The sequence below is a fragment of the Paracoccus sp. S-4012 genome (genome assembly GCF_009674885.1).
Taxonomy (GTDB): Bacteria; Pseudomonadota; Alphaproteobacteria; order Rhodobacterales; family Rhodobacteraceae; genus Paracoccus.
In genome coordinates this window covers 17,537-44,187 of record NZ_WKKA01000020.1, presented here as the reverse complement: position 1 = coordinate 44,187, position 26,651 = coordinate 17,537, and the positions used below count along the sequence as shown (strand labels likewise).

The 26,651-nt window shown below is 64.8% G+C and carries 32 protein-coding genes; 16 read left to right on the top strand and 16 right to left on the bottom strand.

From position 1 onward, the window contains the following. The first annotated feature begins 55 nt into the window (after positions 1–55). The gene (locus GI374_RS16925; RefSeq protein ID WP_154338216.1) at positions 56–1,108 is read left to right on the top strand and encodes a replication initiator protein A; all 1,053 of its coding nucleotides are present in this window, start codon (positions 56–58) and stop codon (positions 1,106–1,108) included. 4 nt (positions 1,109–1,112) lie between these two features. Here GI374_RS16925 and GI374_RS16920 read toward each other — a convergent pair whose 3' ends face one another. Together GI374_RS16920 and GI374_RS16915 are read right to left on the bottom strand one after the other, a co-directional pair. Next, complete coding sequence (locus GI374_RS16920; protein WP_154338215.1) at positions 1,113–1,472, bottom strand: stability/partitioning determinant; 360 nt, start codon at positions 1,470–1,472, stop codon at positions 1,113–1,115. A gap of 1 nt (position 1,473) precedes the next feature. Beyond that, positions 1,474–2,160, bottom strand: coding sequence for a ParA family protein (locus GI374_RS16915; RefSeq protein WP_154338214.1), 687 nt, complete (start codon positions 2,158–2,160; stop codon positions 1,474–1,476). A gap of 716 nt (positions 2,161–2,876) precedes the next feature. Between GI374_RS16915 and GI374_RS16910 the strand changes: the two genes are divergently transcribed. Then, positions 2,877–3,602 (top strand): hypothetical protein, encoded by a 726-nt coding sequence (locus tag GI374_RS16910; protein ID WP_154338213.1) that lies wholly within the window; start codon positions 2,877–2,879, stop codon positions 3,600–3,602. A gap of 20 nt (positions 3,603–3,622) precedes the next feature. On the opposite strand, the gene GI374_RS16905 is transcribed toward GI374_RS16910, so the two are convergent. Then, positions 3,623–4,339, bottom strand: a complete 717-nt coding sequence (locus tag GI374_RS16905; RefSeq protein WP_154338212.1) for a hypothetical protein — start codon at positions 4,337–4,339, stop codon at positions 3,623–3,625. A gap of 165 nt (positions 4,340–4,504) precedes the next feature. Continuing rightward, entirely contained in the window at positions 4,505–4,990 is a 486-nt protein-coding gene (locus tag GI374_RS16900) for a fasciclin domain-containing protein (protein WP_154338211.1), read from the bottom strand. 168 nt (positions 4,991–5,158) lie between these two features. Between GI374_RS16900 and GI374_RS16895 the strand changes: the two genes are divergently transcribed. From GI374_RS16895 to GI374_RS16885, 3 genes are all read left to right on the top strand, one after another. Next, positions 5,159–5,737 carry a helix-turn-helix domain-containing protein gene (locus GI374_RS16895; protein ID WP_370515433.1) on the top strand — a complete coding sequence of 193 codons (579 nt, stop codon included), beginning with the start codon at positions 5,159–5,161 and terminating at the stop codon, positions 5,735–5,737. Between the two features lie 526 nt (positions 5,738–6,263). Then, on the top strand, positions 6,264–6,527 hold the full coding sequence (locus GI374_RS16890; RefSeq protein ID WP_154338210.1) for a CopG family ribbon-helix-helix protein: 264 nt from the start codon (positions 6,264–6,266) through the stop codon (positions 6,525–6,527). Then, a complete protein-coding gene (locus GI374_RS16885; RefSeq protein ID WP_370515432.1) occupies positions 6,524–6,832 on the top strand; it encodes a type II toxin-antitoxin system RelE/ParE family toxin in 309 nt (102 codons plus the stop codon). Before GI374_RS16890 ends, GI374_RS16885 begins: the two co-directional genes overlap by 4 nt. Positions 6,833–6,903: 71 nt before the next feature. Here the strand turns inward: GI374_RS16885 and GI374_RS16880 are convergent, their stop codons facing one another. Next, complete coding sequence (locus GI374_RS16880; RefSeq protein WP_154338209.1) at positions 6,904–7,782, bottom strand: hypothetical protein; 879 nt, start codon at positions 7,780–7,782, stop codon at positions 6,904–6,906. 421 nt (positions 7,783–8,203) lie between these two features. Continuing rightward, positions 8,204–9,055 carry a phytanoyl-CoA dioxygenase gene (locus tag GI374_RS16875; protein ID WP_154338208.1) on the bottom strand — a complete coding sequence of 284 codons (852 nt, stop codon included), beginning with the start codon at positions 9,053–9,055 and terminating at the stop codon, positions 8,204–8,206. On the opposite strand from GI374_RS16875, the gene GI374_RS19690 reads away from it, so the two are divergent. Both GI374_RS19690 and GI374_RS16870 read left to right on the top strand, forming a co-directional pair. After that, complete coding sequence (locus GI374_RS19690; protein WP_255453742.1) at positions 9,054–9,182, top strand: hypothetical protein; 129 nt, start codon at positions 9,054–9,056, stop codon at positions 9,180–9,182. The genes GI374_RS16875 and GI374_RS19690 overlap by 2 nt on opposite strands. A 1,064-nt stretch (positions 9,183–10,246) precedes the next feature. Further along, positions 10,247–10,465: a hypothetical protein gene (locus tag GI374_RS16870; protein WP_154338207.1), complete on the top strand. Its 219-nt coding sequence runs from the start codon at positions 10,247–10,249 to the stop codon at positions 10,463–10,465. Between the two features lie 110 nt (positions 10,466–10,575). Here the strand turns inward: GI374_RS16870 and GI374_RS16865 are convergent, their stop codons facing one another. Then, a complete protein-coding gene (locus GI374_RS16865; protein ID WP_370515431.1) occupies positions 10,576–10,845 on the bottom strand; it encodes a type II toxin-antitoxin system PemK/MazF family toxin in 270 nt (89 codons plus the stop codon). Positions 10,846–11,083: 238 nt separating this feature from the next. Further along, positions 11,084–13,189, bottom strand: a complete 2,106-nt coding sequence (locus tag GI374_RS16855; protein ID WP_154338205.1) for an Ig-like domain-containing protein — start codon at positions 13,187–13,189, stop codon at positions 11,084–11,086. A 296-nt stretch (positions 13,190–13,485) separates the two neighbouring features. Here GI374_RS16855 and GI374_RS16850 point away from each other — a divergent pair, with 296 nt between their 5' ends. Both GI374_RS16850 and GI374_RS16845 read left to right on the top strand, forming a co-directional pair. Then, positions 13,486–13,905: a CopG family transcriptional regulator gene (locus tag GI374_RS16850; protein WP_154338204.1), complete on the top strand. Its 420-nt coding sequence runs from the start codon at positions 13,486–13,488 to the stop codon at positions 13,903–13,905. 29 nt (positions 13,906–13,934) lie between these two features. After that, entirely contained in the window at positions 13,935–15,149 is a 1,215-nt protein-coding gene (locus tag GI374_RS16845) for a PHB depolymerase family esterase (protein WP_154338203.1), read from the top strand. Positions 15,150–15,363: 214 nt separating this feature from the next. On the opposite strand, the gene GI374_RS16840 is transcribed toward GI374_RS16845, so the two are convergent. From GI374_RS16840 to GI374_RS16825, 4 genes are read right to left on the bottom strand one after another with little or no spacing between them, the layout of a single operon-like run. Beyond that, positions 15,364–16,296 (bottom strand): ABC transporter substrate-binding protein, encoded by a 933-nt coding sequence (locus GI374_RS16840; protein WP_154338202.1) that lies wholly within the window; start codon positions 16,294–16,296, stop codon positions 15,364–15,366. A gap of 35 nt (positions 16,297–16,331) precedes the next feature. After that, entirely contained in the window at positions 16,332–17,054 is a 723-nt protein-coding gene (locus GI374_RS16835) for an ABC transporter permease (protein ID WP_370515430.1), read from the bottom strand. Positions 17,055–17,107: 53 nt separating this feature from the next. Further along, on the bottom strand, positions 17,108–17,899 hold the full coding sequence (locus GI374_RS16830; protein WP_154338200.1) for an ABC transporter ATP-binding protein: 792 nt from the start codon (positions 17,897–17,899) through the stop codon (positions 17,108–17,110). 28 nt (positions 17,900–17,927) lie between these two features. Continuing rightward, a complete protein-coding gene (locus GI374_RS16825) occupies positions 17,928–18,356 on the bottom strand; it encodes a hypothetical protein (protein ID WP_154338199.1) in 429 nt (142 codons plus the stop codon). 99 nt (positions 18,357–18,455) lie between these two features. Here GI374_RS16825 and GI374_RS16820 point away from each other — a divergent pair, with 99 nt between their 5' ends. Beyond that, positions 18,456–19,196, top strand: a complete 741-nt coding sequence (locus tag GI374_RS16820) for a GntR family transcriptional regulator (protein WP_154338198.1) — start codon at positions 18,456–18,458, stop codon at positions 19,194–19,196. 43 nt (positions 19,197–19,239) lie between these two features. Here GI374_RS16820 and GI374_RS16815 read toward each other — a convergent pair whose 3' ends face one another. The 4 genes from GI374_RS16815 to GI374_RS16800 all read right to left on the bottom strand — a co-directional run bounded on the left by GI374_RS16815 (position 19,240) and on the right by GI374_RS16800 (position 23,000). Further along, complete coding sequence (locus GI374_RS16815; protein WP_154338197.1) at positions 19,240–20,808, bottom strand: NAD(P)/FAD-dependent oxidoreductase; 1,569 nt, start codon at positions 20,806–20,808, stop codon at positions 19,240–19,242. Between the two features lie 237 nt (positions 20,809–21,045). Continuing rightward, positions 21,046–21,462 carry a type II toxin-antitoxin system VapC family toxin gene (locus tag GI374_RS16810; RefSeq protein ID WP_154338196.1) on the bottom strand — a complete coding sequence of 139 codons (417 nt, stop codon included), beginning with the start codon at positions 21,460–21,462 and terminating at the stop codon, positions 21,046–21,048. Then, positions 21,459–21,698, bottom strand: coding sequence for an AbrB/MazE/SpoVT family DNA-binding domain-containing protein (locus tag GI374_RS16805; RefSeq protein ID WP_154338195.1), 240 nt, complete (start codon positions 21,696–21,698; stop codon positions 21,459–21,461). Before GI374_RS16805 ends, GI374_RS16810 begins: the two co-directional genes overlap by 4 nt. Positions 21,699–22,193: 495 nt before the next feature. Continuing rightward, entirely contained in the window at positions 22,194–23,000 is an 807-nt protein-coding gene (locus GI374_RS16800; RefSeq protein ID WP_154338194.1) for a sulfotransferase, read from the bottom strand. 112 nt (positions 23,001–23,112) lie between these two features. Between GI374_RS16800 and GI374_RS16795 the strand changes: the two genes are divergently transcribed. The 6 genes from GI374_RS16795 (at position 23,113) to brnA (ending at position 26,636) form a co-directional block, all read left to right on the top strand. Further along, positions 23,113–23,772 carry a thermonuclease family protein gene (locus tag GI374_RS16795; RefSeq protein WP_154338193.1) on the top strand — a complete coding sequence of 220 codons (660 nt, stop codon included), beginning with the start codon at positions 23,113–23,115 and terminating at the stop codon, positions 23,770–23,772. 573 nt (positions 23,773–24,345) lie between these two features. Continuing rightward, positions 24,346–24,690, top strand: a complete 345-nt coding sequence (locus GI374_RS16790) for an H-NS family nucleoid-associated regulatory protein (RefSeq protein ID WP_154338192.1) — start codon at positions 24,346–24,348, stop codon at positions 24,688–24,690. A gap of 170 nt (positions 24,691–24,860) precedes the next feature. After that, a complete protein-coding gene (locus GI374_RS16785; RefSeq protein ID WP_154338191.1) occupies positions 24,861–25,733 on the top strand; it encodes a hypothetical protein in 873 nt (290 codons plus the stop codon). Positions 25,734–25,861: 128 nt separating this feature from the next. Further along, positions 25,862–26,080 (top strand): antitoxin MazE family protein, encoded by a 219-nt coding sequence (locus GI374_RS16780; protein ID WP_154338190.1) that lies wholly within the window; start codon positions 25,862–25,864, stop codon positions 26,078–26,080. Positions 26,081–26,170: 90 nt separating this feature from the next. Beyond that, the gene (locus GI374_RS16775) at positions 26,171–26,434 is read left to right on the top strand and encodes a BrnT family toxin (protein ID WP_154338189.1); all 264 of its coding nucleotides are present in this window, start codon (positions 26,171–26,173) and stop codon (positions 26,432–26,434) included. Continuing rightward, entirely contained in the window at positions 26,421–26,636 is a 216-nt protein-coding gene (brnA, locus tag GI374_RS16770; protein WP_154338188.1) for a type II toxin-antitoxin system BrnA family antitoxin, read from the top strand. The genes GI374_RS16775 and brnA overlap by 14 nt, the downstream gene beginning before the upstream one ends. Positions 26,637–26,651: the final 15 nt, after the last annotated feature.

Below are 26,651 nucleotides of genomic sequence, written 5' to 3'. Positions count from 1 at the left end.
GGTAACTGAAACCACGAATCTTGACATCCGGTGCCTGAAACCACGAAGCTCAGGCATGGACACTGAAAGCACGAATCGTCAGGCGCAGCTGATCCCCGACCGTCACCCGCAGCATGACTTGTTCATCTGCGACGTGTCCGATGCCGTGCTGAAGGACGTGATGCAGCACATGGAGCACCCGTTCTATTCGTTGTCGAAGAAGCCGGAGACCAGCGTCCGCCGCTACGAGCACAACGGCCACTGGCTCGAGATCACGCCGAGCGTGAAGGGGCTGGCGACGATCTACGACAAGGACATCCTGATCTACTGCATCTCCCAGATCATGCAGAAGCTGAAGCAGGGCGAGCCGGTCTCGCAGCGGGTGCGGATCAACAGCCGCGACCTGCTGGTCTTCTGCAACCGTGGAACTTCGGGCCGCGACTACATGGCGCTCATCGAGGCCCTGGACCGGCTGGAAGGGACGCGCATCCGCACGAACGTCGTGACCGGGGACGAGGAGCAGATCGACGGCTTCGGCCTGATCGATGCCTCGTCGATCAGGCGCAAGCACGGTCTCGACGGGCGGCTCCTGTGGTGCGAGGTCAAGCTCTCAGACTGGGTCTTCAGCGCCATCCGCGCGCAGGAGGTGCTGACCCTCCACCGGGACTACTTCCGGCTCCGCAAGCCGCTCGAGCGCCGGGTCTATGAGATCGCCCGCAAGCATTGCGGGCAGCAGGACAGCTGGAAGATCGGCCTCTCGCTCCTGCTCAAGAAGACCGGGTCACAGAGCCCGGAGAAGCGGTTCCGGCAGATGATCCGCCACCTGGCGCATCATGATCATCTGCCCGACTACCATGTCGAATTCGACGGCGAGCGCGACCTGGTGATCTTCACCAATCGCGGCACGATGAAACTCCCGGGCGACGCCCCTGCCCTAGCGCCGTGGTCGGGCCGGCTGAGTGGCGATGTTCATGCCGAGGCGCGCGCGGTTGCCCCCGGCTGGGACGTGTATGTCCTCGAGCAGGAATGGCGCCTGTGGCTCGCAGACAACGAGATCACGCCCAACCATCCCGAGAAGCACTTCCTGAAGTTCTGCGCGAGCTGGTACGCCAAGCGCGGCCGTCCGTAAGGGCTCAGGCCTTCGGGCCATACTCCCGCTCGAGCAGGGCCACAGCATGCTCAAGCGTCTCGCCAAGCCCCCAGCCTTGCCCGTCGGCGACCGCGCAGAAGGCCGCGATGGTCTCAGGGCGGGCCTTCAGGTTGAACTGCGTGTTCCGGCCGGTGCGCCGCCTGCGGGGCGCGCTACCCCCCTCCCCTGCCCTCTCCGGCACCCGAGCTTCGCGGCTCCTGAATCCCGAGGCCTCGGCGATCATCCGGCTGGCCGCCTGCTCCGGCTTCGACCGGGCCGGCTTGTCCAGCTTCGGCTGCCACTCTGCCGGATCGAATTCCTCCAAGGCATCTGAAAAGCCTAGATCCGCGCGCTCCTTTGCCATGTCAGGCCACCCTTGTGGCGGCGCTGCTGTCCCTGAGCTTCGCGATCACCTCGCCCGCGAACTCACCGGCATTCTCCCGCGCCCGTCCGATGTTGCTGACCTGATCGGCCGTGAGGTCGGAGAGCAGCCCGCCGTAGTCGAAGATGTCCCGGTACGCCGCCCGCTCCACGATCGACGTCGAGAACACCTCGATGCCAGCCTTGTCGAGCTGCTCGCGCACGTTTTTGAGCGACCGCGAGGTGACCGCGGCGCTTGTGCGGGTTAGCAGAACTCCATGCAGGATCGGTCGACGAGCCATCCGCTCCTGGTTGCGGATCAGCCTGATTGTCTTGGCGGCGCCCTTGGCATCCATCGATGCCCCCTGTGTCGGGATCACCACGAGATCGGACATGCCGATCGCGTTGGCGACCATGAGGCTGGCGGTCCCTTCGAGATCGACGATGACGAACTGCGCTTCGGCCGCGGCGGCCTCGATCTGGTCGACGATCGAGTCCTCGGTCACGTCGCTGATGATGGTGAGGTTGTCGGGCTTGCCGTCGAGCCTGCCCCACTGCGAGATCCATTTCTCCGGGTCGGCGTCGATGATGGTGATCTGCGCGCCGCGGCTGGCCAGTTCGGAGGCGAGCAGAAGCGCCGAGGTGGTCTTCCCGGCTCCACCCTTGGGGTTGGCAAACGAGATGGTCGGCATGGGGCGCTCCGATAAACCTTTCCCCTCCTATGCTACCAGATAGCTAGTAGATAGCGCAACGGGTTGTAGGCGATAGATGGTAGCTACTGGATAACCTATCGGCCTTCCGTCAGATAGCTGGTAGCTATGCGATAGCTATCCATATGACAGCACAACGAACAAAGCTTGGAGCGCTGCCCTCGTGTCCGAGGGGCGTCGCGTCCCACGCCGCGCGAACGACGTGGGACGCGACGCCCTAACCCGCCGGCAGGAGCAGCCGGCCAGGCCCGGAAGGATCGCAGGATGCGCCGCCTGGATTCGACGCCCAGAGGGCGCCCAAGCCGATGACTGCTGCGGGTCTGCACCACCATTGGAGGCCGCCGATCAACGGCGGTTGCACGAACACACGACAGCCGACTCTGATCTGGCCATCGGGCGATCGGAGCCATAAGGGTCCCGCAGGCCGCCGCGGTCGGCCTGCGAGGAGCACGGACTAAAAAGACCTTGAGCAGTAATAACTACGTTCTACGCCCGTGCATGAGTGACCTAGCACACAATCCAGACGCGTGCCTTCCTGTCGGTTTGGACAGGTCAGGACGGCAGCTCGACGAGGGGGCGCGAAGGCGGTTGTGGATTGACGCCCGAAGGACGCGGCTGGAAGCCATTGAAGTGTCAAAGGGAACCGCTTGATACGCGGTTCATTGGCTCGGACAAACCATGTTGCAGAGGCCGGGATCATGGCTACGCTGACCGAGATAATCCAGGCAGTTGCACCGCTCGACGGTCGGGACAAGGCCACGCTGGCCCGACATGGTCGAGCCCTGTGCCAAGCGGGCCTGATCCCAGTGGCTCCTGCGCAAATGACCGTGCGTCATGCGGCAGTCGTATTGCTGGGAATCTACGGCAGCCCGGTTCCCGAGGAAGCGCCCGTCGCGGTGGATCGTCTCGGCGATCTGCGGCACCAATTCACGGATGGGCCGCTTCGCGAAGGGTTCGACGGCCTCGTCGAAGGCACGCTGGTGGAGACGCTGGCAAACATGATCGACCGGGCGCCGAAAATCATCGGGTGGATCCTTCAGGCCGTGACCAGCACGCCGGATTGGGATCACGTCCATTTGAATGAGCAGCTTGAGCAGATGCGGCAAGGCACCGCCCTTATTGATCTCCATGTCGAGATCAGCAGCCTTGCGGCAGAGATCACGGCTGGCTGGGGCAGCGTCGAACTCCTGAGATGCATCTTCATGGTTGACGCACAGCGCTTCCAGCGCGGCGATTACAACCGCCGCGTGATGGCGGACCGCAGAGTGACGGTTGGCTTTACCCTTCGCACCATCCTGGCGCTCCATGAGGCGGTGACCGGCGCCCCCATGGAAGGGCGCGACCTCGGTGCGTCACACAGCCAGGGGGCCTTATACGACGGCGACGAGCGGTCAGCCGGGGTAGGGCAGGGGGCACACTCCTGACACGGCTGGCGCGCTTCTGGTCAGGGCAAGCCGACACGGCCATTCCGCTGTAGCCAGGCAAGTGCGCCGAGTCCCGCGATCCCCGCCATGCAAACAAGGACGATCAACCATTCCCCGTCTGGAACGTTGATCACGATGATCCCGAAAAGCGCCCAGCTGACGGCGGCCTGGTAGGCCCAGTTGTCGGGCCGTCTGGCCGATATGGACAGCGCGACCGCAAGAACTGCGACGATCATCAGGAGGGCGGCCATCCGCGCGTCAACCACGCCGTAGCCGGTCAACACGACCGACACCGCCACGCCCGAGGCGGCCGTCAGCCAGCCTCCGTAAAGACCTAGCGGAACTCCCTCGCGCCAGCCGGGTCCGGCCCTCTGCATTGCCAGAACCGCGCCTGCGGCCATTGAAAAAATCATTGCGGTGGAGACGGCGGGCGCGGATCTTGCCACCTCGATCCACGGTATCCCGACTGCGAGGCTGATCCCCAGCGGCCAGGCGCCGCGGTCCCACCCCGGCATCTCAGCGGGTCGCACGAAGGCCCAGCCCGAGGCGAGGATCAGGCTCAGATAGATCACGCCCCAGATCGAGAATGCCCAGCCGACAGGCTGCATGGGCCATCTCTCCACCTGCACCGGAAAGCTCTCCGGGTTGAACCCGCCAAAGCCGCGCGACAGCAGCGGTGACAAGGCAAAGGCAATCGAGAGCAACAAGACGGCAAGGCGTCGGACCTGGCTGTTCATGCAGTCTCCTATGCGCCGACCGGATCACGGCAAGAGTCCTGGGGGAATGCGTGCCTTCGGAGAGCGCCATCTGGGCAGGGCAGGGGGGGGCGTGCCGCACCTCGCCGACCCAGACCAACCTTTTGGAATAGCCGGCGCCGTTGTCGGCACCGGCCATCTTGATCTTCAGCCCTCCGGGGGCAGCAGCACCTGGTCGATGACATGGATCACGCCGTTGCTGGCGGCCACGTCGGTCGCGGTCACGCTGGCCTCGTTCACCTTAACCGCGCTGCCATCGACCTGAACGTCGATCATCTTGCCATTGACGGTGGGCGCCTCGTCGAGGCCGACCACGTCGGCCGCGGTCACCGCGCCCGGCACCACATGGTAGGTGAGGATGTCGATCAGCTGCTGCTTGTTCTCGGGCTTCAGCAGCTCCTCCACAGTGCCGGCCGGAAGCGCGGCGAAGGCGGCGTCGGTCGGGGCGAATACCGTGAACGGCCCTTCGCCCTTCAGGGTCGTCACCAGGTCGGCTGCCTGGAGAGCGGCGGCGAGCGTGTTGAAGTCACCCGCGGCGACCGCGGTGTCGACGATGTCCTTGTCTGCGGCCTGTGCCGGAAGGGCAGCGGCAAGGCCGATCAGGGCGGCAGCAAAAGCGCGCGTCAGTCTCATTGGGGGTTCTCCTCGATGAAGCATTCCGGCGTCACCTTGACCGGATAGACTTTCATGATACGCAAATTGTTTTTAGCGCTACTCAAGTTGTCGTGATGATGGAGTAGTTTTGATTGACAGTTAAAAACGTTCCTCAACAATGTCCCACCGCGAAAAGGAGTTGGTTCTGTGCTCTCGGAAACGCTGACGACAGAACTTGAGAGGTACCGGATCGGGCCGCGAATCAGGGCCCTGCGGAAGAAGAAGAAGCTCGGGTTGGTGCAGCTCAGCGAGCACACCGGACTCTCGCCGGCCATGCTCTCCAAGATCGAGCGCGGGCAGCTGTTCCCGACGCTCCCGACCCTTGTCAGGATTGCCCTCGTGTTTGGCGTGGACCTCGGTCACTTCTTCAACAAGGAAGGCCCCCGCATCGCGGTAACCCGCAGGGGTGAGCGCGTGCGCCTGCCGATCCCGGCAGGCGACGCACGGCCGTCCTATTTCCTGGAGAGCCTCGACTATCCCCTTGCCGAGCGGCGGATGGAGGCCTTCCTGGCAGACTTCCCGAGCGACGCCGTCGCGTCGGCGCCGCATCAGCATGGTGCGCAGGAGTTCGTCTATGTGCTCAGCGGCACGCTCCGCGTGGACGTCGATGGCGAGCAAACGACGCTTGGCGAGGGTGATGCCATCGCCTTCGACTCGGACGCCACCCACAGCTACCAGCGAGACGGCACGGACAGTTGCCGCGCGATCGTGGTGACCCTGACCTGACCACTCGGCCGTCCTACGACCGGACGCCTCCTGCGGCTCAGGAGGTGTCAGGGGCGATCCAGGGCTTTCGCCTTGGACGAACCCTGCCGACGATGCTCGCGCGGCGATGTCCTCCGGGCTCAGCGAGGACGCCCCCTCCCGTGAGCCACGGCAAAGATACGGGCTGCCAGAGCCCCGTTGCGTCGATGGGGCAGGAGCCGGTCCTCAGTAACGAGCCAAGGGCAGGGGGGTGATGGGCTGGCATGGCCTGGTCCTCCATCCACCGGCGCAACAGGGCGCTTGCGCCCGATCGCGCCGGTGGGCAGCGGCAGGCTGGCGTCGCCACGTTCACGAACTGGCCGGCCTCGCCCTTCTTCACCGCCTCGTCCCAGATCTCCTTGCGTGGCAATCCTAGGCTCCGAAGCAGGGCTCCTGGTCTGGGGGGCACGTTGGCCGAAGCTCGGTGTGAAAGCACGAAGGCATCGACCTTTCCTGAAACCCTGAGCCGGCGTATGTGTTCAGATGTACACATACTGGGGAGTCGATGATGAGCGTTGCCAGCACTACGATGACGATCCGGCTTGATCCGCAGTTGAAAGCAAAGCTGGGGAGACTGGCGGAGGGGACCCGGCGCAGCCGGTCCTTTCTCGCCGCCGAGGCGGTGGAGACCTACGTGGACCGCGAGCTGGCCATCATCGAGGGTATCCAGCGAGGGGTGGCGGATGTGGCCGCTGGCCGCACCGTCAGCCATGAGGAAGCGATGGCGGCCGTGCAGCGGGCCATCGACGCGGCATCGGGCGAGCCCGCGTGAGCCGACCGGTTCGCTGGTCCAGCGATGCGGTGAAAGATCTTGCCGACCAGATCGCCTGGATCGCGGCCGACAACCCTGCGGCGGCCCGGCGTGTGGTCGCGGTCCTTGATCGGACTGCCCTGGCCCTTGGCGACATGCCCACAGGCCGCCCCGGACGGGTGACAGGCACCTACGAGAAGGTGGTGACCGGGCTGCCCTACATCCTCGCCTATGTGATCGCCGGAACGGGCGAGCAGGAGGAAGTGGCTATCGTCCGGGTGATCCACACCTCCCGAGACTGGCCGGCGGAAGGGTGGCCGTCCTGATCCGGGTCATTTCCGCACTTGCGAAGGGTGCTTGATCCAGAAGGCGCAGTACGAGCTGCCATCATCGTTGGTCACCACCGTGCCGCCCGCCGCCTTGCAAAAGACCCCCGGACACTCCCCCGAAGGCGCGTGCATGGGCGCGCCAACCGCGGCTTCAGCGACAGCCGGGTGATCAGGTTGGTCGCCATCGCCATGATGCTGCGGACCCAGTCATCGACCGAGCCCCACTGCAGCTCGGCCACCTTGGGCGGCTTCATCTTCCCCAGGGTCTCGCGCAGATCGGTGTCCACCTGAGCCAGAGCCATGAACGACGCCAGCAGATCGGTGCGGTGCGCAGACCCTTCGCTCCGGCCAGTCTCGCCCTTCTTCCGCTCGCCATCCCAGATCTGCTTCAGGGTCTGCACCAGCGTGGTGTTGATCTCGTCGGAGATGTTCTCCTCGACGATCCGCCCGGCCCAGACCCCGAGCATGCGCCCCAGATGCGTGTCCTTCGGCAGCTTCGCCAGCTGCGCCGGATCCATCGGCCGCTCGTAGGCCACCACCTCGCCGTTCTCGTCGAGGATCGGCAGCAGGTGCATGGCGGGATCCTGTCCGTCATGGTTCCCCGGGTGGCGGTCGATCTCACGCGCCAGACGCGCCGCACCGGCGCCGAGGAACAGCCCCGCGGTCTTCCCCGGCAGGGACTGCCCGGTCCGGGCATCGACCCCCTGCCAGCTCTCGTGCACGGTCTGGGCGATGCCCTGGCGGTAGGCCGCCTTGCCGGCCACCGAGCTCATGTAATAGCCCCGCGGCGCCCGGCTGTTCTCGTTCGGATCGGAGGGATAATCCCCGACCCGGACGAAGCCCTTGCGGATGTAGTCTTCCGCATCCGCGTCCTTGATCACGATCAGGGCCGAGCCCTGCTGGGTCAGCGACGGCACATAGCCCTTCCAGCCGTTGTTGCGCGCCACCCTGTTGGTCTGGCCGTGCCGGTCACCGCCTGCATGACCCCTGCGCCTCAAGCAGGTTCTGACGGAGTTCAGCCTTAAAGACTGGAAGTTGAACAAGTTCAGCAGTTCCAGACGGATGTGGCGTTGCTGGACCTGAACATGACCTCAACCATGACAGCAGGAACTCACCTAAATCCTGATCGGCTCGAAAGGTGCGGGTTCGATCCGGAGACACCCTAAAGCTCAGATTGCTGTTGACGGATCTGAAATCCGGTGTAAAAGGGGTTCGCCCCCACCGGGGGCCATGATGGGTGTCAGTCAAGGCTCGCGGCTCGACGGAAATCCCTTCCAGCTCCCAGATCAGCATCTGCGGCGGTGGCACCTGCGCCGGGCGTTACTGGGTGAACTGGAGGCTGCGTCTGAACGGAAGCCGGCGCTTCGGTCACGTTGCCTGGACGATCCTGACGCCCTGTGCCGCGAAGTCGGCCACGGCTGCAGCATCGATGTCGGCAGGCAGCGGCCCATGTCGATGCCGGCCTGCCTTCTCGTAGGCCTGCAACGCCGGACCGTTGGGACCGAAGGTCATAAACACCGCGAGCCGGCTCTGCCTCTTGGCCATGAGCGCACGATAGTTTTCCCTCAGGCGGGTATAGGTAACCTCGGGATCCCCTCCGAGGGCCCTGGCGAACCAGACTGCCAGTCGGTGGGCGAGGCGCTCGCCCAAGGTCGGAAGCTGCCCTGCATGGTTGATGCGCACGTCGAAGACCGCGACATCGCCACGTCGAATGGGCAGCGCTGTGGCTGGCATCTCTTCGCCATCGGTTCGCAGATGAGTGCCCGGACGCACCTTCAAGGCCGACCGCGACCCTGCGGGCTGGTCTTGCAGGTAGATGGCGAGCTTGAAAACCTGGAAGGTGGCGTCGCGATAAATGGCTCCGTCAAGCCCCATGTCGCTGGTGATGTCCTTGTGCCAGCTTGAGGTGGTATCAGCCATGATGTCGCATTCGCCGGTGAGCACCGGGTCGTCGGGCGAGGTGCAGGACTTCATCACCTCGGCAATGGCGCTGCAGGACAGCAACCGCGCCAGCGCCGGATCGCGGTTCATGCTACGTAGCTGAAACCTGCCGCCGTATCTTGGCCGCCCATACCCCCCCAGGTGCGAGGCGACGATCCCTCGCAACTGGTCGATCTGTGAGGATGTCAGGACATTCGGGAAGATGGCATAGCCGTTGGTTCTGAGGTCCGAGACGACGGGGCCCGCCGGTTCTACTGCGACTTCTTTGGATGCTGCCATGGAGTTTTTCCAGAAGATATTGTTCGAACGGAAAGGAACTGGTCAACCCAAGGCTCACGGATACGCGAACAATAATGAGACGGTGATTGCGATGAGCAAGACAGCAGAGTTGCTGAACCACCCGTGAAACCTGGCTGTTTGCGCTTGGGGATACTTCAAACGAAGGGACCGCCTAGGCGTTTTGCTGTATTTTTTGCCTCGATGCGAACGGGAGCGCGGCGATGCACATTCAATCTGCAAGAGATCTGCAAGCCTATAAGCCTGCCGCGCAATCAGGATCCGCGCAATTTGTTCCCACCGGCTTCGCTCCCGACCGCTGACCAGCAAATCGTCGCTGAAGCCCGCTCGACCGCCGCGCGCAGCGAGGCCCAGCGTTGGTCAAGCGCAGCCCTCCGAGGCCTCTGCATCGCGGCGGCTGCCCGGTAGGCCGCACGACGGGCCCGGTCACGTCGCCGCGTGACCCTAGAAGGCTCTGGAGCCACTACCAAGGGCCAGGGTGGGGCTCTCGAAGGGCCAGACCACCGAGAAACCGACATGGCCGCGAGACGGCCCGCTGTGCGGCTCTGCGAGCGTCAGTGTTTTCGTAACCCTGCGGCGGCGGCATTGCTGGTGTCCGGGTAGAGCTTGCAAGCCGCGTCTTTTCCGTCACCCTTGCCGAGTTCGTAACTTATCCCGCTTCACGACCTTGACACGACGTGCTATCTTGATCTTCCTCCCCTTACCCTCAGTCAATCTTTAGAGTAGAGATACTGGGGGTATATATATATATCTCTCTTATATGATTCATTTGAGATTATTTATTTGAGATACGAGATTCCTTATATATAAGATTCATAGATTTTTATACTACTTGATTCACTTATCCTACTTCGTCTTACCTTTCCCAAAGAAAGAAGTCCCTTAAGGATAAGGGTTCCTTTGAGGAGGAAAAGGGCGTAGCCCTTTTCCGACGAGAGAAGGAACCCTTATCCGTTAGAGGAGAGAGAGAAGGGATAAAGAGCCTTCATGAAGTGTGACCTGAGACACCCTGAAGCTCAGGATTGCTGTTGACGGATATGGAACCCCGATGTGTAAAGGGCATGGCCCCCTGCAGGGGCCATGCCCAACAATCCCAGAAACGGCAGAGTTGTCGGTCTGTCGGTGGGGAGTCCCCCCCTCGGACCGCATCCGGATTCGAAGGAACCGACGAGCATGACAGCACTCCCCGAGCCCCTCCAGGAAGCCAGGGCCAAGGCCCGGATGATCGGGACACGGGCCCGCGCGATCGCGGACCTGGCGGACCGCATCGGCTATCCGGCGGACATGACGCCCGAAGAGTGGGATGGCCTCTCGAGGGGCTTCTCCACGCTCCTCGATGAGCTCGGGGACGAGGTGGAGATCTTCGCCCAGAAGGCCAGCCACGCGTCCTGAGAACGGGCCCGAGGACCCTGACTGCGCGCCTGCCGGCGCCCGGCAGCCGTGGGCGGTAAGGCGCAAGGACTTTCATCCAGCCAGCCCCAGAAACAGCGCCAGGGACCGGTTCACGGCGACCATCGCCGCATCATCGAGGCGGCCGAACGGGGCACCCATTCGGTCGGCCGCATCGTCATGGCCTTGTCGATCATCACCCAGGACGGCACGTGCAGCCCGTTGGCCGGCGTTGGCTCGACCCGCACGCGCAGCAGCGGCGCGTCGGCCGGGTCCGAGGTGAGCAGCAGCACGGTACGCGAGCACATGGCTCCGCACACGTCCGACTGGATCACAAGCGCTGGGCGTGGCTTGTCGTGGTCCCCCTGCAAGGCGACCGTCACAAGGTCACCGCGCCTCACTCCCGGCCTTCGCGGTCGTCCAGATCGTCAAGCAGCGCGGCCAGTGCAGCATCCATGAGGCGGGCCAGGTCGGGGGTCGCGAGCGCCGGCCTCGTTCACCAGCGTCGCCTGCCGCTTGGCCTCGGCCGCGAAGCCGGGGCGGCGGGTGTCGGACAGCAGCCGGTTGACAACGTAGGTCGAGAACGTCTCGCCTCGAGGAGGCCGAGGACGGCGGGGCCTGTTAGTCATAGCGCGCGCTGCATTCTCCTGGCTCCGCGGGGAAGAACACCATCCCCATCCCTTTGATCGTCTCGTGGGTCTGGGGCAGCTTCCGCCTCCCACAGGTTACATCGACCAGATGCCCTGCGCCGAAACGGGCCGGTAGCAGGACCGAGGCCCGCTCAGCACCGGGTGCAAGACTGACATCAAAGGTCAATGTATCTCCGTCCCAACCCACGTCCGTGAAACCCGAGGCGTTCCGGCCATCAAGCCAGTCCAGAATCTGCTGCGCGGTGATCAGAGCGACGCCGTTTTCCGTGCCAAAGCTTGCCAGCAGCTGCGCGAAATCGTCCGTATAGTCATAGTGCGTACCGAAGGCTCCAAAATACTGATCCGGGCCGAGCGCACCATCGAGCATCTGGCGAATTCCGTATGCTTGCGGCACTCCGGACTCATCCACGAGGTGGCTCGCCGCCTGGTAGATGTCGATCAGGTCGCCGTTCAGATCGGCATAGGGCATCGGCAACCCCGACCCGGTCAAAAATATCTGCCGCCCGTCGATCCACTCCGGCGGCCACAGATAATAGTTGAGATCAAAGCGAATGCCCAACTCACGCTCTTCCTTCGGCACATCGGCCCAGCCTGTCCAGGACAGGCAATGCATCCGGTGTGTGCGCTGCTGAGGCAGGTCCGGATAATGCTCGCGAAAGCTCTCGATCTGCGAGCGCAGCACCTGACCCAGAGAGTCCCGTGTGATCGGCGTCTCGCATCCGGTATCGACATGGACGCCGATCTCGAACCCTTTTCGGGCGTAGCTCGTCGCCGTCCGCGCCTCGAGTTTGGTTCCCGGGGTCAGATAGGCCGTCGCACGCAAGCACTCCCACGCGTCGAAATCGCAGTCCGGTGGGCTCAGCAGGTCAAGCCAGCCGAAAAGCCGAGGCGTGCCTCCGCCGGTCGCGTGATCGTCGCCCGTCATGATGATCGCCGCTCGCCTCTGGTCCGGAAGGTACCAGAGGCGCGGCAGCGGCATCGGTGCCTTGGACAGGATCAGATTGACCAGCAGGCGCTGAAGTTCATCTGCGGCCGGAACCCCGGCATGCTTCAAGTTTACGAAGTTAGGGTAGAACAGGTCGTTCGGACGCAGCGGTTCGGATCCGTCACGCTCTTCGTCGATCCACAGCGGGTTTCCCTGCCGGGTCAGGATGGTGGATCTGGCAACATCGAAGGCGAAACTGGCGACATGACCTTGCCCGAGCTCCGTCCAGGTCACGGTCTGACCGGCGATGGCTTCACCGGTCGGGCTGGCAAGGGATGCCAGGCTGTGCCACGACTCCGGCGATCCCGGATCAACGGAAATCGGGTCGATCGGACCGTGGATCTGGAACGGTGCGCGAGACAGCCCGACTGATATCGGGGAACGTCTGTCCGGCAGCAACAGGGCGGTGTCGAGCGGGCCTCCGACCTCTCCTGGCAAGCCAAATAGTTGTCGCAGTTCCGAACTCGGCCGCATGATGATCAGCAGCCCTCCGGCCCTTACCCAGGAAACAAGCGCGGCGTGCAGGGGCTGCGGAAGAGTGCCGCTGTCGAGGATCACCACGGCGCGTGCGGCGAGATCGGCTTCTGTCAGGTCGTCGAGTGAGATATTCGCGAAGGCGTTCATCCCCTCGGCCTCAAGGATCGCACGATAGTAACGACTGTTGGGCCGGTCGCGTCCCTCCGCAACGAGGATCGGAGCGTCGGCCGGGCCCTCGGCGGCACGCTTCGGCATCGTCCCGAAGGGCGAGCAGGAATGATGCTCGCCGGGGATTACCTTGAAGATCGAGTATCGCGCCCTGAAAATGCAGAGCTCATATCGCGTCTGCCATTCCAGCGGCGCACGCGGCTCGACGAGCAGCGACCTGTCATCCGATGTGATGCGGGTATCAATGGCGAGGCTTTGACCGTCAGGACCCCGGAGGGACACCTTGACCCCATCAGTCACGCGATTGGCGAACCTGATCGCAAACGGGCCACCGGGGTGAACTGCCGTTGCGCCCGGCTGCGGAAATACATGGATTGTCTGCTGCGCGCTTCCCAACAGAAGCACAGTAACGCCGACCAAGATCAAGATTTTACTTATACGGTTCATCGCTCATCCTGCTCAGCCTGCACAACCCCCCAATGCGCAACCGGGTTCAGCCCTGCGCTCTACCTTGCTCACCCCTGACATGTGGCACGCTCCCGGCAGCCGCATCGGCAGAGGCCGGATGTCCTTGGCGATGGCGCTCGAGCGCGCGACGGCTGAAGCCAGCGGCCGCAGACCTGTCGCAGACCTCGGGGGCCTCCCGGCGGGGGTACACACACATCCACCTCTTGCAGAACGCTGCCGGACATCCATATACCATCCACAGGGATGGCCTGATCTGGAGTGACCATGGAGTGACCATGACCAGCAAAGTGGTGCAGCTGCGGGAGCGAGTTCCCGAGACCGAGAAGATCACCATCAATCTCGGCTACGTCGATCTCGGGCGCATTGATCTGCTGGTTCATGAGGGCTTCTTCTCGAACCGGTCCGACTTCATCCGGACGGCGATCCGCAACCAGTTGCGCAGCCAGTCCGAGGAGGTATCGCGCTCGATCGACCGACAGAGGTTCGAAGTTGGTCTGCTGGAGCTTGGAGCGGCCGAACTGGAGGCCGCCCGTGACGCCGGGGAGATGCTTCACGTCAAGGTGGTCGGCCTCATCCGCATCAGCTCCGATGTCTCGCCGGAACTTGCGCTTCAGACGATCGGCTCCCTGACGGTGCTCGGAGCGCTGCAGGCGAGCCGTGAAGTCAAGGCCGCCCTGGCCACGAGAACCAAATAGCCGCCTGAGCGGCACGAAAGGCAAAGACCATGAACCCTGACCCTGTCGCGGAGATCCTTCGCGCGGCGAGCGCCTTGCGGTCCGGCGATCCGGCCGCCGTGACCGCCATCGTTCAGAACGCACTGGCGCTCGGGGGCCTGACAACGCCGACTGGCAATGGTGCTTCGGGCGAGCCACCCGCGACCGTCGGGCCGAAACAGGTGCCCGTGCCCGCCCTGGATCACATGGATCGTCATCCCTCCAGGGGAAGTCGGCTGCGCAAGCCGCTGGGCGAGGTCGTCCGGACCCTGCAAGCGGGCGGTCTGAAGCTTGACGGACTGCCGGGGCTGGGCCATCCGAAACACGCTCCCGAGCTGCCATTGCCCCAAGGTTCCCGGTTCCTCGATCAGCGCTACTCCTGCGCGGCCGGTGCGCGCCGCTACCGGCTCTATGTTCCCTCAACCTCTGATGGCGGCCTGCAAGGTTTGATCGTCATGCTGCACGGTTGCACGCAGAGCCCGGAAGACTTCGCCGCCGGCACCGGGATGAACGCCCTTGCCGAAGAGCACCGGCTGCTCGTCGTCTATCCGGCGCAGACCGGCGGCGACAATACCATGTCCTGCTGGAACTGGTTCCGACCGGGTGACCAGATGCGCGATGCAGGAGAGCCTGCGATCATCGCTGGGCTGACGGAGAACCTCCGCGACGAGTACCTGATCCCCGCAGACCGGGTCTTCGTTGCGGGCCTTTCCGCGGGCGGCGCCATGGCGGTGATCATGGGCGAGACCTACCCGGAGCTCTACGGGGCAATCGGCGTCCACTCAGGCCTGGCTTACGCGTCGGCGAACGACGCCATGTCGGCCTTTGCTGCGATGCGGGGGCAAGCCGGGATCGAACCACCGCCCTTCAGAATACCGGGCCTTGGGCCCGAGTCGGGACCGAGGGTGATCGTGTTCCACGGCAGCGCCGACACGACCGTCCACCCGTCCAATGGCGAACGGATCATCGCCGGCAAGGGCGGAAGCGCGAGACAGGCCACACGATCAAAGACGGGAGCGTCGGGTGAGCGCCGGGGTTACACGCGCCTCATCCTGAAACGTGACGACGGCACGCACGGTCTCGAGGGCTGGATGATCGAGGGCGCACCGCACGCCTGGTCCGGTGGGCACGCGAGCGGCTCTTACACCGATCCCCGCGGACCGGATGCCTCGGCCGCAATGGTGCGCTTCTTTCTTCATGGCACATCGGACGGGCCCGGCGCGTGACGGCCGCAAAGATCATCGCCCCGAGGATCCCCCTCGGGACGATGATCTCATCCCGCTTGATCCCCCGCCCAGTCACCAGCCCTGACTGCCAGGCCAGGAACTGGGCGTCACGCGGCAGTCTCTGATCAGGCTGTGGGTCGCCGAACGTCTTCAGCGAGCCAGTTGGCACCGAGGCCCTGGCGAGCCTCGGTGCCGCTTTTCCAGCCTGATCTTGTCACTCGCTCAGAAACCCGACCTGCATCGCAGGGCGGAAATCGATCTGCTCCTTGACGAAGCCCCGATCTGTCAGGAACGTCGCGATCGAGTCATAGGCCGCAAGATCCTCGTCGGTGAAATCACGAACGATGCATTCGGTTTCCCGGAGGAAGTCGAGCGTCTGATCGACGGGAATCTTCACCTGCTTCTGCACCGCCTCGGCCGCGACCTCGGGCTGGCTGGTAACCACCGCGCAAGCGTCCGCTAGCGCAGCCATCACCCGGTGAGCACTGTCGCGGTTGGCTTCCAGCCAGGGCCCGCTGGCAGACACCCAGAAAGCGTAGGTGTAACCGACGTCCTTGCTGTGTGCGAAGATCTGGCCTTGCTGTTCGGCCACCACCCGAGTGGGAAAGGGCTCGAACAGCCAGAACGCCTCGATGTCTCCCCGCGCAAGCAGCGCCGGCAGCTCGGGCGGACCGGCCCGGACCAGCTCGAGGGTCGATCTGTCGATGCCCAGCTTGTCGATCGAGATGTCGGTGAGGTATTCGAACACGCCACCAGGGACCACCCCGAGCTTGCGGATCTCGCCCGGCTCCGAGAGGTCACCGTCGGCAACGAGTTTGAGGTTGTCACCGGACTCTCCGACCAGCCCCAACGGACGTATGTCGGAATGCGGCATTCTTACGAGATGGGTGGTTTCCGTCGATGCCGTCATGTGCGCCTGGCCGGCCATCATGCCATCGACCATCGCTCCGCCCGGGCCGAAGGTCACGAGATCCACGTCGATGCCGTGCTGCTCGAACAGGCCGTTCTCCTCGGCGACGAAGAACGCGACAAATGTCGGGTCGATCCCGACGCCGATCTGGACCGTCTGCGCCTGTGCCGAGAATCCCGTCAGGACGAGTGCAGCCGAGGCTGCGACCGCCTGGGGTACAGTGAAACTGAAAGTCATCTTTCTTCCCTCCCGTTGCCTTGTTCAAGTAGACGTCACGTCTTCACGTCGTACCGCCGGAACAGAGAATGAGCGGCCCAGCGCAACAGGCGGTCGCACAGGAAGCCGAGCACCCCGAGCAGAATGAGTCCGACAAAGACCCATTCCGTCCGGCCGTAGTTGCGGGCAGTCCAGATCAGGGCGCCCACGCCTTCCTGCGCAGCCACGATCTCGGCGGAGACGACCGTCAGGAACGAGTTCCCCATCGCGATCCGCGATCCGGTCAGCATGGCAGGAACGCTCGAGGGAACGATGACGGTCAGCAGCGTCCGCATCCGTCCCGCCCCGAGCGTGGCTGCCGCGCGCAGCCGGTCAGGGTTCACTGCCTGCACGCCCGAGATCATGGAAACGATGATCACGAATATGGTCGCGTAGAAGATCAGCCCGATCTTCGACGCCTCACCCGGACCGAGCCAGATGATGGCGAGCGTCACGAACGCGATCGGCGGGATGAAGCGGAAGAAGTCGATGTAGGGGTCGAGCAGCCGGCGAACCGCCGGGAAGGTTCCCATCAAGATGCCGATCGGAACCCCGAGCACCACCCCCAGCCCCCAGCCGATCGCGATGCGGCTCAGCGATGCGAGGACCGACGACAGGAGCGTCCCGTCGTTCCAGAGTTCGACCGCGGCCGCCAGCGTGGCGCCGGGCGAGGGCAGAAACAGCGGCAGGACCTGGCGGCTGGCAAGCTCCCAGACCAGGAGACCAGCGGCAACCGACACGAATGGCGCCAGCCTGGTCCATCCCGAGGATCTGCCCCCCTCGCGTTGCCCAATCATCCTTCCTCTCCCTCCAGGCCCTGCATCCGCAGCACCTTGCTCACTTCCTCTCCGATCTCATCGCGCAGCAGCGCGTGCAGCCGGACGGCTTCCGGCGTGTCGGGATTCCGCGGACGTGGCAGGTCGACCGCATGGATGGATTTCAGGCGCGCTGCCGGGCCCGTCGTCATGGTGACAACCCGGTCGGCCAGCAGGATTGCCTCGGAAATGTCGTGGGTGACGAAGATGATGGTCTGCCCGGTCTTGCGCCAGATACGATCGAGTTCGCGCTGCATGACATCGCGCGTCTGAGCGTCCAGGGCCCCGAACGGCTCGTCCATCAGCACCACGGATGGATTGTTGATCAGCACTCGGGCGAGTTGAAGCCGCTGCCGCATGCCCCCGGACAGTTCTCTGGGGAACTTGCCAGTGGCGCCGCCGAGTCCGACGAGTTGAAGGAATTCGATTGCCCGGGATGCGCGCTCCTTGGCCGGAACGCCTAGGCATCGCGGTCCGTACTCCACGTTTTCCTGCGCGGTCAGCCAGGGGAACAGGACGTCGGAGCTCTGAAACACGACCCCGCGATCGGTTCCTGGCCCACTCACGGGCCGCCCGTCCACACTCAAGCGGCCCTGGACCGGAAGAAACCCGGCGATGGCGTTCAGCAACGTGGACTTGCCGCACCCGCTCGGCCCGAGCAGGCAAACAAACTCCCCCGCCCCGATCTCCAGGTCGACGCCTTCCACGATCCTGTTGCCACCCAGGGTGATGCCGACATCGACCAGGTCGATCCGTGCCCCGGAGATCATTTCGAGCGCCTCCCCGTGATGCACCCGATTACTCCCGCTCCAGAAGTCCGCGGATCAGGAACATCTCGGCCTCGTGGATGCACCCCATCTGCTCCCATTCAGCGTCGCTCTGGGTGGCCAGCCGCCAGGTCAGCAATGTGACCACACACTTGTCGGCGCCGATCTTGAGCAGATCGCCGGGAATGACCCGCGACATGTTGCGGAACTGCATGGCCTCGGGCGAGCCACCGACCTCGTAGTCGACCTGAAACCGCTCGGGGTCCGGATGCAGGCGGACCCAGGTCTTCTTGCCGGTGAAGGTCGAGGTGCCGACAAACAGGCCCGGCGATTCTTCGGTGCGGTTTGCGCTGCCCCAGGCCCAGGTGCCCTGACGGATGCCATCCGACATGATGGCGAAGGCAGTCTCGGCCGGACGATTCACGATGATGCTGCTGCTGTGGCAATGGTGGTCCTGCATCAAGCACCTTCCTGAGTCGGATCTTTTCTGGTAATGAGGATTGCCTAATATGTTATGACAAAGATCGTGTCAACGGTGAACGGCGGGGAGGAACGCACGATGACAGACCAGCCTCTCCCCGCCGCCGCTTCCGGGCCAGACGAGCCGCCGCTCTATGCGCAGCTCGCGGACAAGCTGCGCCAACAGATCCAGACCGGCGCCTCCCTCCCCGGCGAGCGCCTCCCCACCGAGGCGAAGCTCAGCGAGTCGAGCGGGCTGAGCCGGATCACCGTCAGGCACGCGCTCCGCATCCTGAGCGACGAGGGGCTGATCGAGCGGTTCCCCGGCCGCGGCACTTTCGTCACCGACCGGCTGGGCTCGGGCGGCTGGGCGCTGCGATCGATCAATGACCTGGTCCAGATTGGCAAGGACGTGAAGACCGAGGTTCTGAGCTGGCGGAAGGTCCCGCCGCCGCCAGCAATGCAGGCGCTCTTTGGCAGTTCCGGGCCGCTCTGGCGGCTCCGCGCGGTACGGACGCAGGGCGCTCTGCCCCTCTACTTCGTCGAGAACTATCAGCGCGGCGACGTGGGCGACCGGGTCGAGGTGTCGGACCTTGAGAAGCACACGATGGTGGAGGTGATCTGCCACAAGCTCAGGATTCCGGTCAGCCACGCGGTCGAAGACATCCGCGTGGGCCATACGAGCGCGCTCATGGCCCGGCATCTCTGGGTCCCCACGGGTCAACCGGTCGTGGTCCAGCAGATCGACATCTACGAGGCCGACGGCCGGCTGATCCAGAGCGGCAGCGGGTGGTGGCACAGCAACCGGCTGCGGCGCCGCTTCCAGCTTTCGCTCGCCTGAGCGGCGCATCAGGGAGCCTCATGGCCTCATGGAGGTGGGCCCCTCAGGCCCCCAGAGCCTTGGCCGCCAGAAAGCCCGACCCGCCGCCCAGACCGGGTCCCGGATGGGTCGAAGCGCCGATATGCAGCAGGCCCTTCAGCGGCGTCTCGCCGCCGCGGGAATGCTTGAAGGGGCGCCACAGGAAGAACTGGTCGATCCCGCAGGCCCCGCCGTAGGGGTCGCCGCCGACGAGGTTCATGTTCATCGCCTTGAGATCGGCGGGGGAATAGGCCCGGCGGGCCAGCCGGATCGACGCGAAGTCGCGGATATGGCGGGCGAGGATCGCCTCGATCCGGTCGGCGAAACGCTCGCGCACCTCGTCGGTCCAGACGCCATCGGTCTCGATCTCGCCCTTCGCATCACCCTTCAGCACGCGGGGTCCGTCCGGGATCTGCAACCAGAGGACCGCCTTGCCCTCGGGGCAGCGGGAGGAATCGAGGCGGTGCGGCTGGCCCACGCAGATCGTCGGCATCTCGGGCAGCATGCCCCGCTCGCCCTCGTTGGCGGATTTCGACACCGCGTCGATCCCGTCGGTCAGGTGGATCAGCGCCACGTCCTCGAGGCCCGGCGTCAGCCATTCGGGGGGCCGATCGAGCGCGTAATGCAGCTGGAAGTTGCCGCGGCCGTGCTGGAAGCGGCGCGTGGCCTCCTTCTCCCTGGGAAGATCGGCGTCGGCGAGCAGGCGGCCGTAGAGCTGGCCGGGCGTCACCGAGGCGAGGATCGAGGTGGCCGCGACGTGCTCCCCGCCGGCGAGTTCCACCCCCGTCACGCGGCCGCCCGCATGGACGATCCGCGCCACATCGGCATTCGTGCGGATCGAACCGCCCTTCTCCTCGATCAGCCGGGCAAAGGCTTCCACCGCCCGCCCGGCCCCGCCCTCCACCACCGGCGCTCCGGCGGCCTCGAGCGCGAAAGCGATCACCCGGCCCATCTGGCCGGAGGTCGGGGCCTCCGGCGTCAGGCCCGCATGGAGGCCCCAGGGCGCCCAGAGCGCCTGCACAAGCGGGCTGGTGTAGCCGGTCTCGAGCCAGGCCCGCGCGGGCGTCAGCGCATGGCCGAACCATTCGGCAAGCCCGCGGGGACCGCGCTTCCAGGCCTGCCCGCCGACCAGCTTCGCGGTCTGGCGGCTCCAGAGCGCACCGCCGAGAAGGCCGAAGAGGAACGGCGCATCGCGCTCGACGCGGCCGACGTCCTCCGCATGCCGGTCGCCGTCGCCCGGCGACAGCGCGTTCCAGGCGGCGATATTCGCCGCGCGGTCGGTGGCCAGCACCAGCGACGAGCCGTCCGGGCGCAGAACCGCCGTGGGATGCCGGGCGTGGCAGAGCTTCAGCCCGTGCCGCTCCAGATCCTTGCCGAGCGCGGCCCAGGCCGGGCCGGTCAGGAACAGCACAAAGGTCGTCGCCATCACATCGTGCCGGAATCCCGGGAGCGTGGCCTCCTCGGTCCGCATGCAACCACCGAGGGTCGCCTCGCGCTCCAGAACCGTCACCCGGTCGCCCTTGACCGCGAGCATCGCCGCCGCAACGAGCGAGTTGATCCCCGACCCGATGATCACATGGGATTTCCTGTCCATGTCCTGCTCCCTTGTTCCGGCGCCCGGATCGGCCCTCCGCTCCCCGCTCTGGGGGGCCCGCGCGGCCCTCCGGCTCGTCAGGTGCCGGGTGGCGACCTTACGGAAGATATATGCGTTTGCAACGTTTTGTTGTTCACGGGGCGCTGTCAGAGCAACCTGGCTTGCCGCAGAGGATGCTCGCTCGAAGAGCTGGCTGCGTGAGAGGAGACGGGCGCTGCCGAGGCCGCGCCCGTCTCCTCAGCCGCGCTCATCCGGGCAGATCAGCGCTACCTTGGGAAAGTAAGTCGCATAGCGGCCCCGGTCTCGTGAGAGCAGCCTGTAGCCGCGGATGGCGGCATGGGCGCCGATGTAGAAATCCGGCAACGGCGAGCCCCGCCCGCCGCCCCGGCGGCGATAGTCCAGGAAGGCCTTTCCGGCCAGGAAGGCTGCCGCCCAGGGGAGGGGCTCGCGCAAGAAGACCTCTTCCGGCAGCAGCGCATCAAGCGTCTCGATCCGGCTGTGGGAGACCGAGACGTCGGCGTAGATCAGCGGATTGATGATCAGCCGTGCATCCTGCCCCGCCCGGGCAAGAGCATCCGCCGACCACGGCGCCCAGGCCGGATCATCGGTGGCGATGTCGATCAGGATGTTGGAATCCACCAGGACCGCCGTCATTCGCGGGTCAGGGCCATGATCTCGTCGGTGGGGAGGGCCACGTCCGCACTACCGCGCAGTCGGGAAATCGCCCCCTGGAGGCTCGCCGCCCGCTCGCCCCGCAGCCGGTCAGAAGGAATTACCCGCACCAGGCCGTCATCGCCGATGACGAAATCGACCTCGGTTCCCGGCCCGAAGCCCGCTGCCTCCCGGATTTCCTCTGGGATGGTGACTTGGCCCTTGGTGGTGATGCGCATGGTTTCCCTTGCCGCACAGTAATACATGAGAGTGATACTCGCGACAGCCGCGTGCAAGGACTGGTTGGGCCTCGAGGCCGCCTCGGTAGCGCGAGAGCCATGCCTCGGACCAGCATCCGCGGTGGAGCCGGTGGACGGGGCCGCTCGTCGCAAGTCCACCGGGGCGTTCGTGATGGGAGCGACGTCTGCGCAGCAGACATGCGAACGACGTGACGCATTCCTGGTATCGGATTGACAACTTAAGATTGATTTTAATGTTGTTCACTTATCTTGTGCGTGTGTCCTCAAGGGGGAGCAACTTGCTGAACAATGTCCACCTGCACCCCGCTGCAGCTCGCGCCGCAGCCGTAGCGGTGCCAATGATGGCCGCGCAACTCTCCATAGCCCCAGTGGACTTGGACGACCGCGCGGCGTGTGAGCGCCACCTACTCGAGGAGTGGTGGCCTCCGATCGCCAGGCAGTTCTTGGACCAAGCAATCGCTGACGCGAGGGCGGTCAGATCAGGCTAAGAAAGTCCGCACCAAACCGCGCCTCCAAGAACTCGTATTGCTCGCGGAGTTCGGCACGGACATCGTCCATGATCGCCGGGGTTGGCTCGACACTGGGCGAGACGTAACGCGCCTCGCCGGGCTTCCGATATTCGCCGACCGGCAGCGAGCAATGTGCTTCAACCGCCGCCAGCACCGCACCAGGGTCTCGGGCAATCTGCCGGAACGGGATGTAGAGCACCCGGTCGCCCACCTTTGCGTCGAGACGCTGTATCGTGCCGCGGTAGGCAGATCGCTCGACCGCAACTGGAGCTCGCACCTGGGCCATCCAGAAATCGGCATCATCGGGCTTCGCCCCACGTCTATGGGCCAGCTTCTTGATAGACGAGATCACGCGGCTCGCAGGATCGCGGATCTGGTAGATCGCCTTGAAAGAGCCGCCCAGAAGCCGATGCATGTGATCCAGCCCGTCATCGCCCAGCAGGGCATAAGCGGGCGTGATGTCGTAAGACATCTTGCCTGCGGGGCATCCCGCATAAACCGCACGATACCACTCTTCCGACAGCACCTTTTCCTCGCGGACGCGCCCGATGTAGGCCGCCCTGGCCGGATGACCCTCAGCCTCGCGCGCTAGCCGCGCCATTTTTTCGCGGTGGCCTGCAAGCATCCACCGATGCCCGAGCGTCGCAAAGGTGAAGAAGTGCATCTCCTTCATCGGCGGCTCCCATACGCCGGGGTTCTGCGCCAAGTTTGCAGCGAGCCAGGATGTGCCCGCTTTCTGCGCTCCAAAGCCGATGATCTGTGGCTGCTGCATTCACCGCTCCCTTCGCCGCCAGCTCCATAGCAGCAACCCGGTTGCGATAGCGATCATGAGGCGGGGGTAGGGCTCCTTCTATCGTGATGAGCTTCTGGCCTATGGTTGCGGAATGAAACTGCTCGCCTCCGTGACTTGGCTCCTCGCCCTTCCTTGCGCGGCCGCGTCGATCAGCGGCACCGCAGCCGTGAGCGATGGCGACACCCTGAGAATCGGGCCGGTGATCGTTCGCATCCACGGCATCGATGCGCCGGAGACGGACCAGCCCTGTCAGGATGCGGCAGGAGCGCTGTGGAACTGCGGCGCCGCAGCCGCCAATCTCCTGGCCGACCTCGCTGATGGACGTATCGTGGCGTGCGCGGCCCTCGAACACGACCGTTATGGCCGCATCGTGGCCCGCTGCACGGTGGACGAGCACGATCTGGGGCGTGAACTGGTCGCGAGCGGGATGGCTTGGGCGTATCGGGAATACTCGCTGGACTATTCCAGCGAGGAGAAAGCGGCTCAGGCGGAGGGCAAGGGCGTGTGGGCGGCGCAGAATGTTCCGCCTTGGGAGTTCAGGGCCGGCCGTTGGGAACGAGAGGCTGCAAATGCCCCTCGGTCAGGCTGCCCGATCAAGGGCAACATCTCCGCCCGTGGTGAACGAATCTACCACACGCCCTGGTCCTCTAGCTACACGAAGACCCTGATCGATGAGGAGAAGGGCGAACGGTGGTTCTGTGACGAGGCCGAGGCGCAGGCGGCCGGCTGGCGGGCACCGCGAGGGCGTTGAGGGTCCGGAAAGCCCTGCTACGCTACATCACCATGGCGCAAGGCCTAGGGGCTTCGGTCCGCCCTCAAGCGTCACTCGACAGGACGACGGCTAAACGATCGAGAACCTCGATCGCAATTCGTTCGGGGTAGCCTCGCAAGGGCATGGCTGCCCGGCAGAAATCGCTGCTGCATGCAGCTCGCGCGAGAATACTTCCCACTCAGGCTGAAGCAGCTTGCCCCCCCGCGCTCGCACGCTCTCTTCGACGCGCCTGATCACAACGCAAGGCGTGTCCCCATCATAAACAATGCGGGCAGCACGATTTCGCACTTCCATGATCCAAGTCCGCTCCTTGCGGCCCTGAAATCTGGTGTTAAGTCCATGGCGGCAGCCGCAGGACGACGAGGGGGTCCTCGTAGTGTCTCGCCTTAGGAGTGACAACCACAATATGATGATGCTGCGGCCCGTTGCGAGCCGCCCCTTTTAAGAGCCGCACCAGTTGGCCTAAAAGGATGCTTGCCTGCCCCCGGAGACAAGCCGGGGGCGAAGACATATGCGTCCCTGTCATCTTATATCCCAAGGAGTTTGGACAGAATGAACAATCAAGAGTCCGATCTGAGCGGCATGGACCTCCCGGCCCTTAAAGAACTCAGGAAGAAGATCGACCGCGCCATCAGGAGCTACGAGACGCGGAGGCAGAAGGCAGCCCTCGCGGCAGTTGAGCAGCTGGCAAGGCAGCATGGTTTCAAGCTGGAGGATCTGCTCGGGGACGGGCCTTCTGGAAACGGCCGCCGGAGGACGGGCGGCGCCACGGGCGGCCCGGTGAAATACGTCAACCCCGACGATGCGCAGCAGACCTGGAGCAGCCGCGGCCGTCGTCCGTATTGGTTCAACAAGGCACTGGAACAAGGCCTCTCGCTCGAAGACCTGGCTGCGTGAGACAAAGATGGGCCCGTGTGGTCCGCGCTGCGTCGCCATGGCGCCAGGCGTGGACGGCCCTTGGCCTGCCTTCATGACGGTGCAACAAGGGTGACGCCTTGACGTGGGCCCCGCCGCGGCCGCCCCCCGCGCCGCTCCGGCTGCTCCGGCAGAAGATTGCCCGTTCGGCGGTGGCCGGACGGTTGGAGGTCGGTAGCATCGTCTCGCTGCATGCCGAACGGATCGTGGCCGAGGGCGCCTTTGACGGCAGGCCGTGCTTCATCAAGCTCTTCATAGCCGGCGATCCGGCCGCCCAGGCGCGGCAGGCAGAGACGGCCATCGCCTTTGCCCACGGGTATATGGCGCAGGGCGCTTTCCGGGTCGCCCCGGTACTGTTCACCGCGCGTCTGCGCGGCTTCATCGTGTTGGCGCCGGCGCCGGGTTTCCCGCTCCAGACAGCGATCGCCGAGGCCAATGCGGCCGGGCGGGCGGGGCTGATCGGCCTCGCCGGGAAGTGGCTCGAAGCTTACTGCGCCCCGCGGCGCGTGGTCCGGCGCTTCTCGGCCGGGCGGTTCGGCGCCTTTCACATTCCGCGAATGGCGAGGCCCGGCTGGAAGGGCGAACTGCGCGACTCCCCCCTCATCCGCGCGCTTGGTGAACATGTCGCGGGCCTCGCTGTCGCGGCCGAGGGCGCGCCGGTGTCGATCGCTTCGACGCATGGCGATTTCGTGGCCCGCAACTTCCACCACGACGCGGGAACGATCTGCGGCTTCGACCTCGAGGGAACGCGGTCGCTTCCCGTGGCCTGGGACATCGCGCTGTTTCTGGTGGAGATTGCGCAGCGCGAGGGAACGGCAGAGGGCGCCACCTGGTGCGGCATACGTGCGGTGGATGCAAAGGCGATGGCCGCTTCGGACGTGATCGGGGCAGAGGAGGCGGCGCGGGTGCTGCCCATCTACATCGGCCACCACCTGCTCAGGCGCTCGATCCGCATGGGACCGGGGTGGCCGCTCGACAACGTCACCGAAGCGGCGACCCGGTTCCTCAACGGTGACGCGAGCTGAGCCAGCCAGCTGACCAATGTCCAGGCAGCAGCGTGACTTGTGAAAGGCTCTGGGTCTCGAGCTTCCTTCCGGGCCTCCTTGCCCGGCTGCCCTGTCGACGTCACATGTAACGAAAAGGAGGGAACGTCATGCCGACACCCGCCTCCCACCGTGTCCGCAAGCGCCGTGATGCCCTGAGGGCCGCCGGGCTGCGCCCCGTCCAGATCTGGGTCCCCGATACTCGCCGTCCCGGCTTCGCGGCCGAATGCGCGCGCCAGATCGCCCTCGTGAACGAAGCCGACGCCCGTGATCCCGATCTGGACCGCTTTATCGAGGCCGCTGCCGCGTCCGTGGAAGGCTGGGAGTGAGGCGTGGCGATCTGGTGACGGGCGCCTTGCAGTACGTGTCCGAACGGCTATTTTGGTTGAAACGGTATAGTTTTTGAACCATAAATCTTCATGTCCTTTGAGTATGACCCCGCCAAGAGCGCCTCCAACAAAGCCAAGCACGGCATCGACTTCGAGGAGGCTCAAGCGCTCTGGGATGATCCCTGGCTGCTGGAGGCACCCGCCCGCACGGAGGACGAGCCCCGCTTTCTCACAGTTGGACGGATCGGGGAGCGGTATTGGGCGGCCGTGTGGACGCCCAGGAAGGAAGCCATGCGCATCATCTCGGTGCGTCGTGCCCGCAAGGAGGAGGTCGAACGCTATGAAGGCGCGTGAGTTCGATGAGAGGTTCGAGGCCGGCGAGGACGTGAGCGCTCAGGTGGACTGGTCGCGAGCTCGCCGGACAAACACCGAGACCCGTCGGGTCAATGTGGATTTTCCAGCCTGGGTCGTCACCAGCCTTGACCGCCAAGCCAAGGAACTGGGGGTCACCCGGCAGTCTCTGATTAAGCTGTGGATTGCCGAACGTCTTCAGTGAGCCAGATCGGCAACC

What these genes read in the sequence shown, in the direction of transcription:
- GI374_RS16925 (WP_154338216.1), top strand. Translation starts at nt 56, where the DNA reads ATGGACACTGAAAGCACGAATCGTCAGGCGCAGCTGATCCCCGACCGT.
- GI374_RS16920 (WP_154338215.1), bottom strand. Translation starts at nt 1,472, where the DNA reads ATGGCAAAGGAGCGCGCGGATCTAGGCTTTTCAGATGCCTTGGAGGAA.
- GI374_RS16915 (WP_154338214.1), bottom strand. Translation starts at nt 2,160, where the DNA reads ATGCCGACCATCTCGTTTGCCAACCCCAAGGGTGGAGCCGGGAAGACC.
- GI374_RS16910 (WP_154338213.1), top strand. Translation starts at nt 2,877, where the DNA reads ATGGCTACGCTGACCGAGATAATCCAGGCAGTTGCACCGCTCGACGGT.
- GI374_RS16905 (WP_154338212.1), bottom strand. Translation starts at nt 4,339, where the DNA reads ATGAACAGCCAGGTCCGACGCCTTGCCGTCTTGTTGCTCTCGATTGCC.
- GI374_RS16900 (WP_154338211.1), bottom strand. Translation starts at nt 4,990, where the DNA reads ATGAGACTGACGCGCGCTTTTGCTGCCGCCCTGATCGGCCTTGCCGCT.
- GI374_RS16890 (WP_154338210.1), top strand. Translation starts at nt 6,264, where the DNA reads ATGAGCGTTGCCAGCACTACGATGACGATCCGGCTTGATCCGCAGTTG.
- GI374_RS19690 (WP_255453742.1), top strand. Translation starts at nt 9,054, where the DNA reads ATGGAGTTTTTCCAGAAGATATTGTTCGAACGGAAAGGAACTGGTCAA.
- GI374_RS16875 (WP_154338208.1), bottom strand. Translation starts at nt 9,055, where the DNA reads ATGGCAGCATCCAAAGAAGTCGCAGTAGAACCGGCGGGCCCCGTCGTC.
- GI374_RS16870 (WP_154338207.1), top strand. Translation starts at nt 10,247, where the DNA reads ATGACAGCACTCCCCGAGCCCCTCCAGGAAGCCAGGGCCAAGGCCCGG.
- GI374_RS16855 (WP_154338205.1), bottom strand. Translation starts at nt 13,189, where the DNA reads ATGAACCGTATAAGTAAAATCTTGATCTTGGTCGGCGTTACTGTGCTT.
- GI374_RS16850 (WP_154338204.1), top strand. Translation starts at nt 13,486, where the DNA reads ATGACCAGCAAAGTGGTGCAGCTGCGGGAGCGAGTTCCCGAGACCGAG.
- GI374_RS16845 (WP_154338203.1), top strand. Translation starts at nt 13,935, where the DNA reads ATGAACCCTGACCCTGTCGCGGAGATCCTTCGCGCGGCGAGCGCCTTG.
- GI374_RS16840 (WP_154338202.1), bottom strand. Translation starts at nt 16,296, where the DNA reads ATGACTTTCAGTTTCACTGTACCCCAGGCGGTCGCAGCCTCGGCTGCA.
- GI374_RS16830 (WP_154338200.1), bottom strand. Translation starts at nt 17,899, where the DNA reads ATGATCTCCGGGGCACGGATCGACCTGGTCGATGTCGGCATCACCCTG.
- GI374_RS16825 (WP_154338199.1), bottom strand. Translation starts at nt 18,356, where the DNA reads ATGCAGGACCACCATTGCCACAGCAGCAGCATCATCGTGAATCGTCCG.
- GI374_RS16820 (WP_154338198.1), top strand. Translation starts at nt 18,456, where the DNA reads ATGACAGACCAGCCTCTCCCCGCCGCCGCTTCCGGGCCAGACGAGCCG.
- GI374_RS16815 (WP_154338197.1), bottom strand. Translation starts at nt 20,808, where the DNA reads ATGGACAGGAAATCCCATGTGATCATCGGGTCGGGGATCAACTCGCTC.
- GI374_RS16810 (WP_154338196.1), bottom strand. Translation starts at nt 21,462, where the DNA reads ATGACGGCGGTCCTGGTGGATTCCAACATCCTGATCGACATCGCCACC.
- GI374_RS16805 (WP_154338195.1), bottom strand. Translation starts at nt 21,698, where the DNA reads ATGCGCATCACCACCAAGGGCCAAGTCACCATCCCAGAGGAAATCCGG.
- GI374_RS16800 (WP_154338194.1), bottom strand. Translation starts at nt 23,000, where the DNA reads ATGCAGCAGCCACAGATCATCGGCTTTGGAGCGCAGAAAGCGGGCACA.
- GI374_RS16795 (WP_154338193.1), top strand. Translation starts at nt 23,113, where the DNA reads ATGAAACTGCTCGCCTCCGTGACTTGGCTCCTCGCCCTTCCTTGCGCG.
- GI374_RS16790 (WP_154338192.1), top strand. Translation starts at nt 24,346, where the DNA reads ATGAACAATCAAGAGTCCGATCTGAGCGGCATGGACCTCCCGGCCCTT.
- GI374_RS16780 (WP_154338190.1), top strand. Translation starts at nt 25,862, where the DNA reads ATGCCGACACCCGCCTCCCACCGTGTCCGCAAGCGCCGTGATGCCCTG.
- GI374_RS16775 (WP_154338189.1), top strand. Translation starts at nt 26,171, where the DNA reads ATGTCCTTTGAGTATGACCCCGCCAAGAGCGCCTCCAACAAAGCCAAG.
- brnA (WP_154338188.1), top strand. Translation starts at nt 26,421, where the DNA reads ATGAAGGCGCGTGAGTTCGATGAGAGGTTCGAGGCCGGCGAGGACGTG.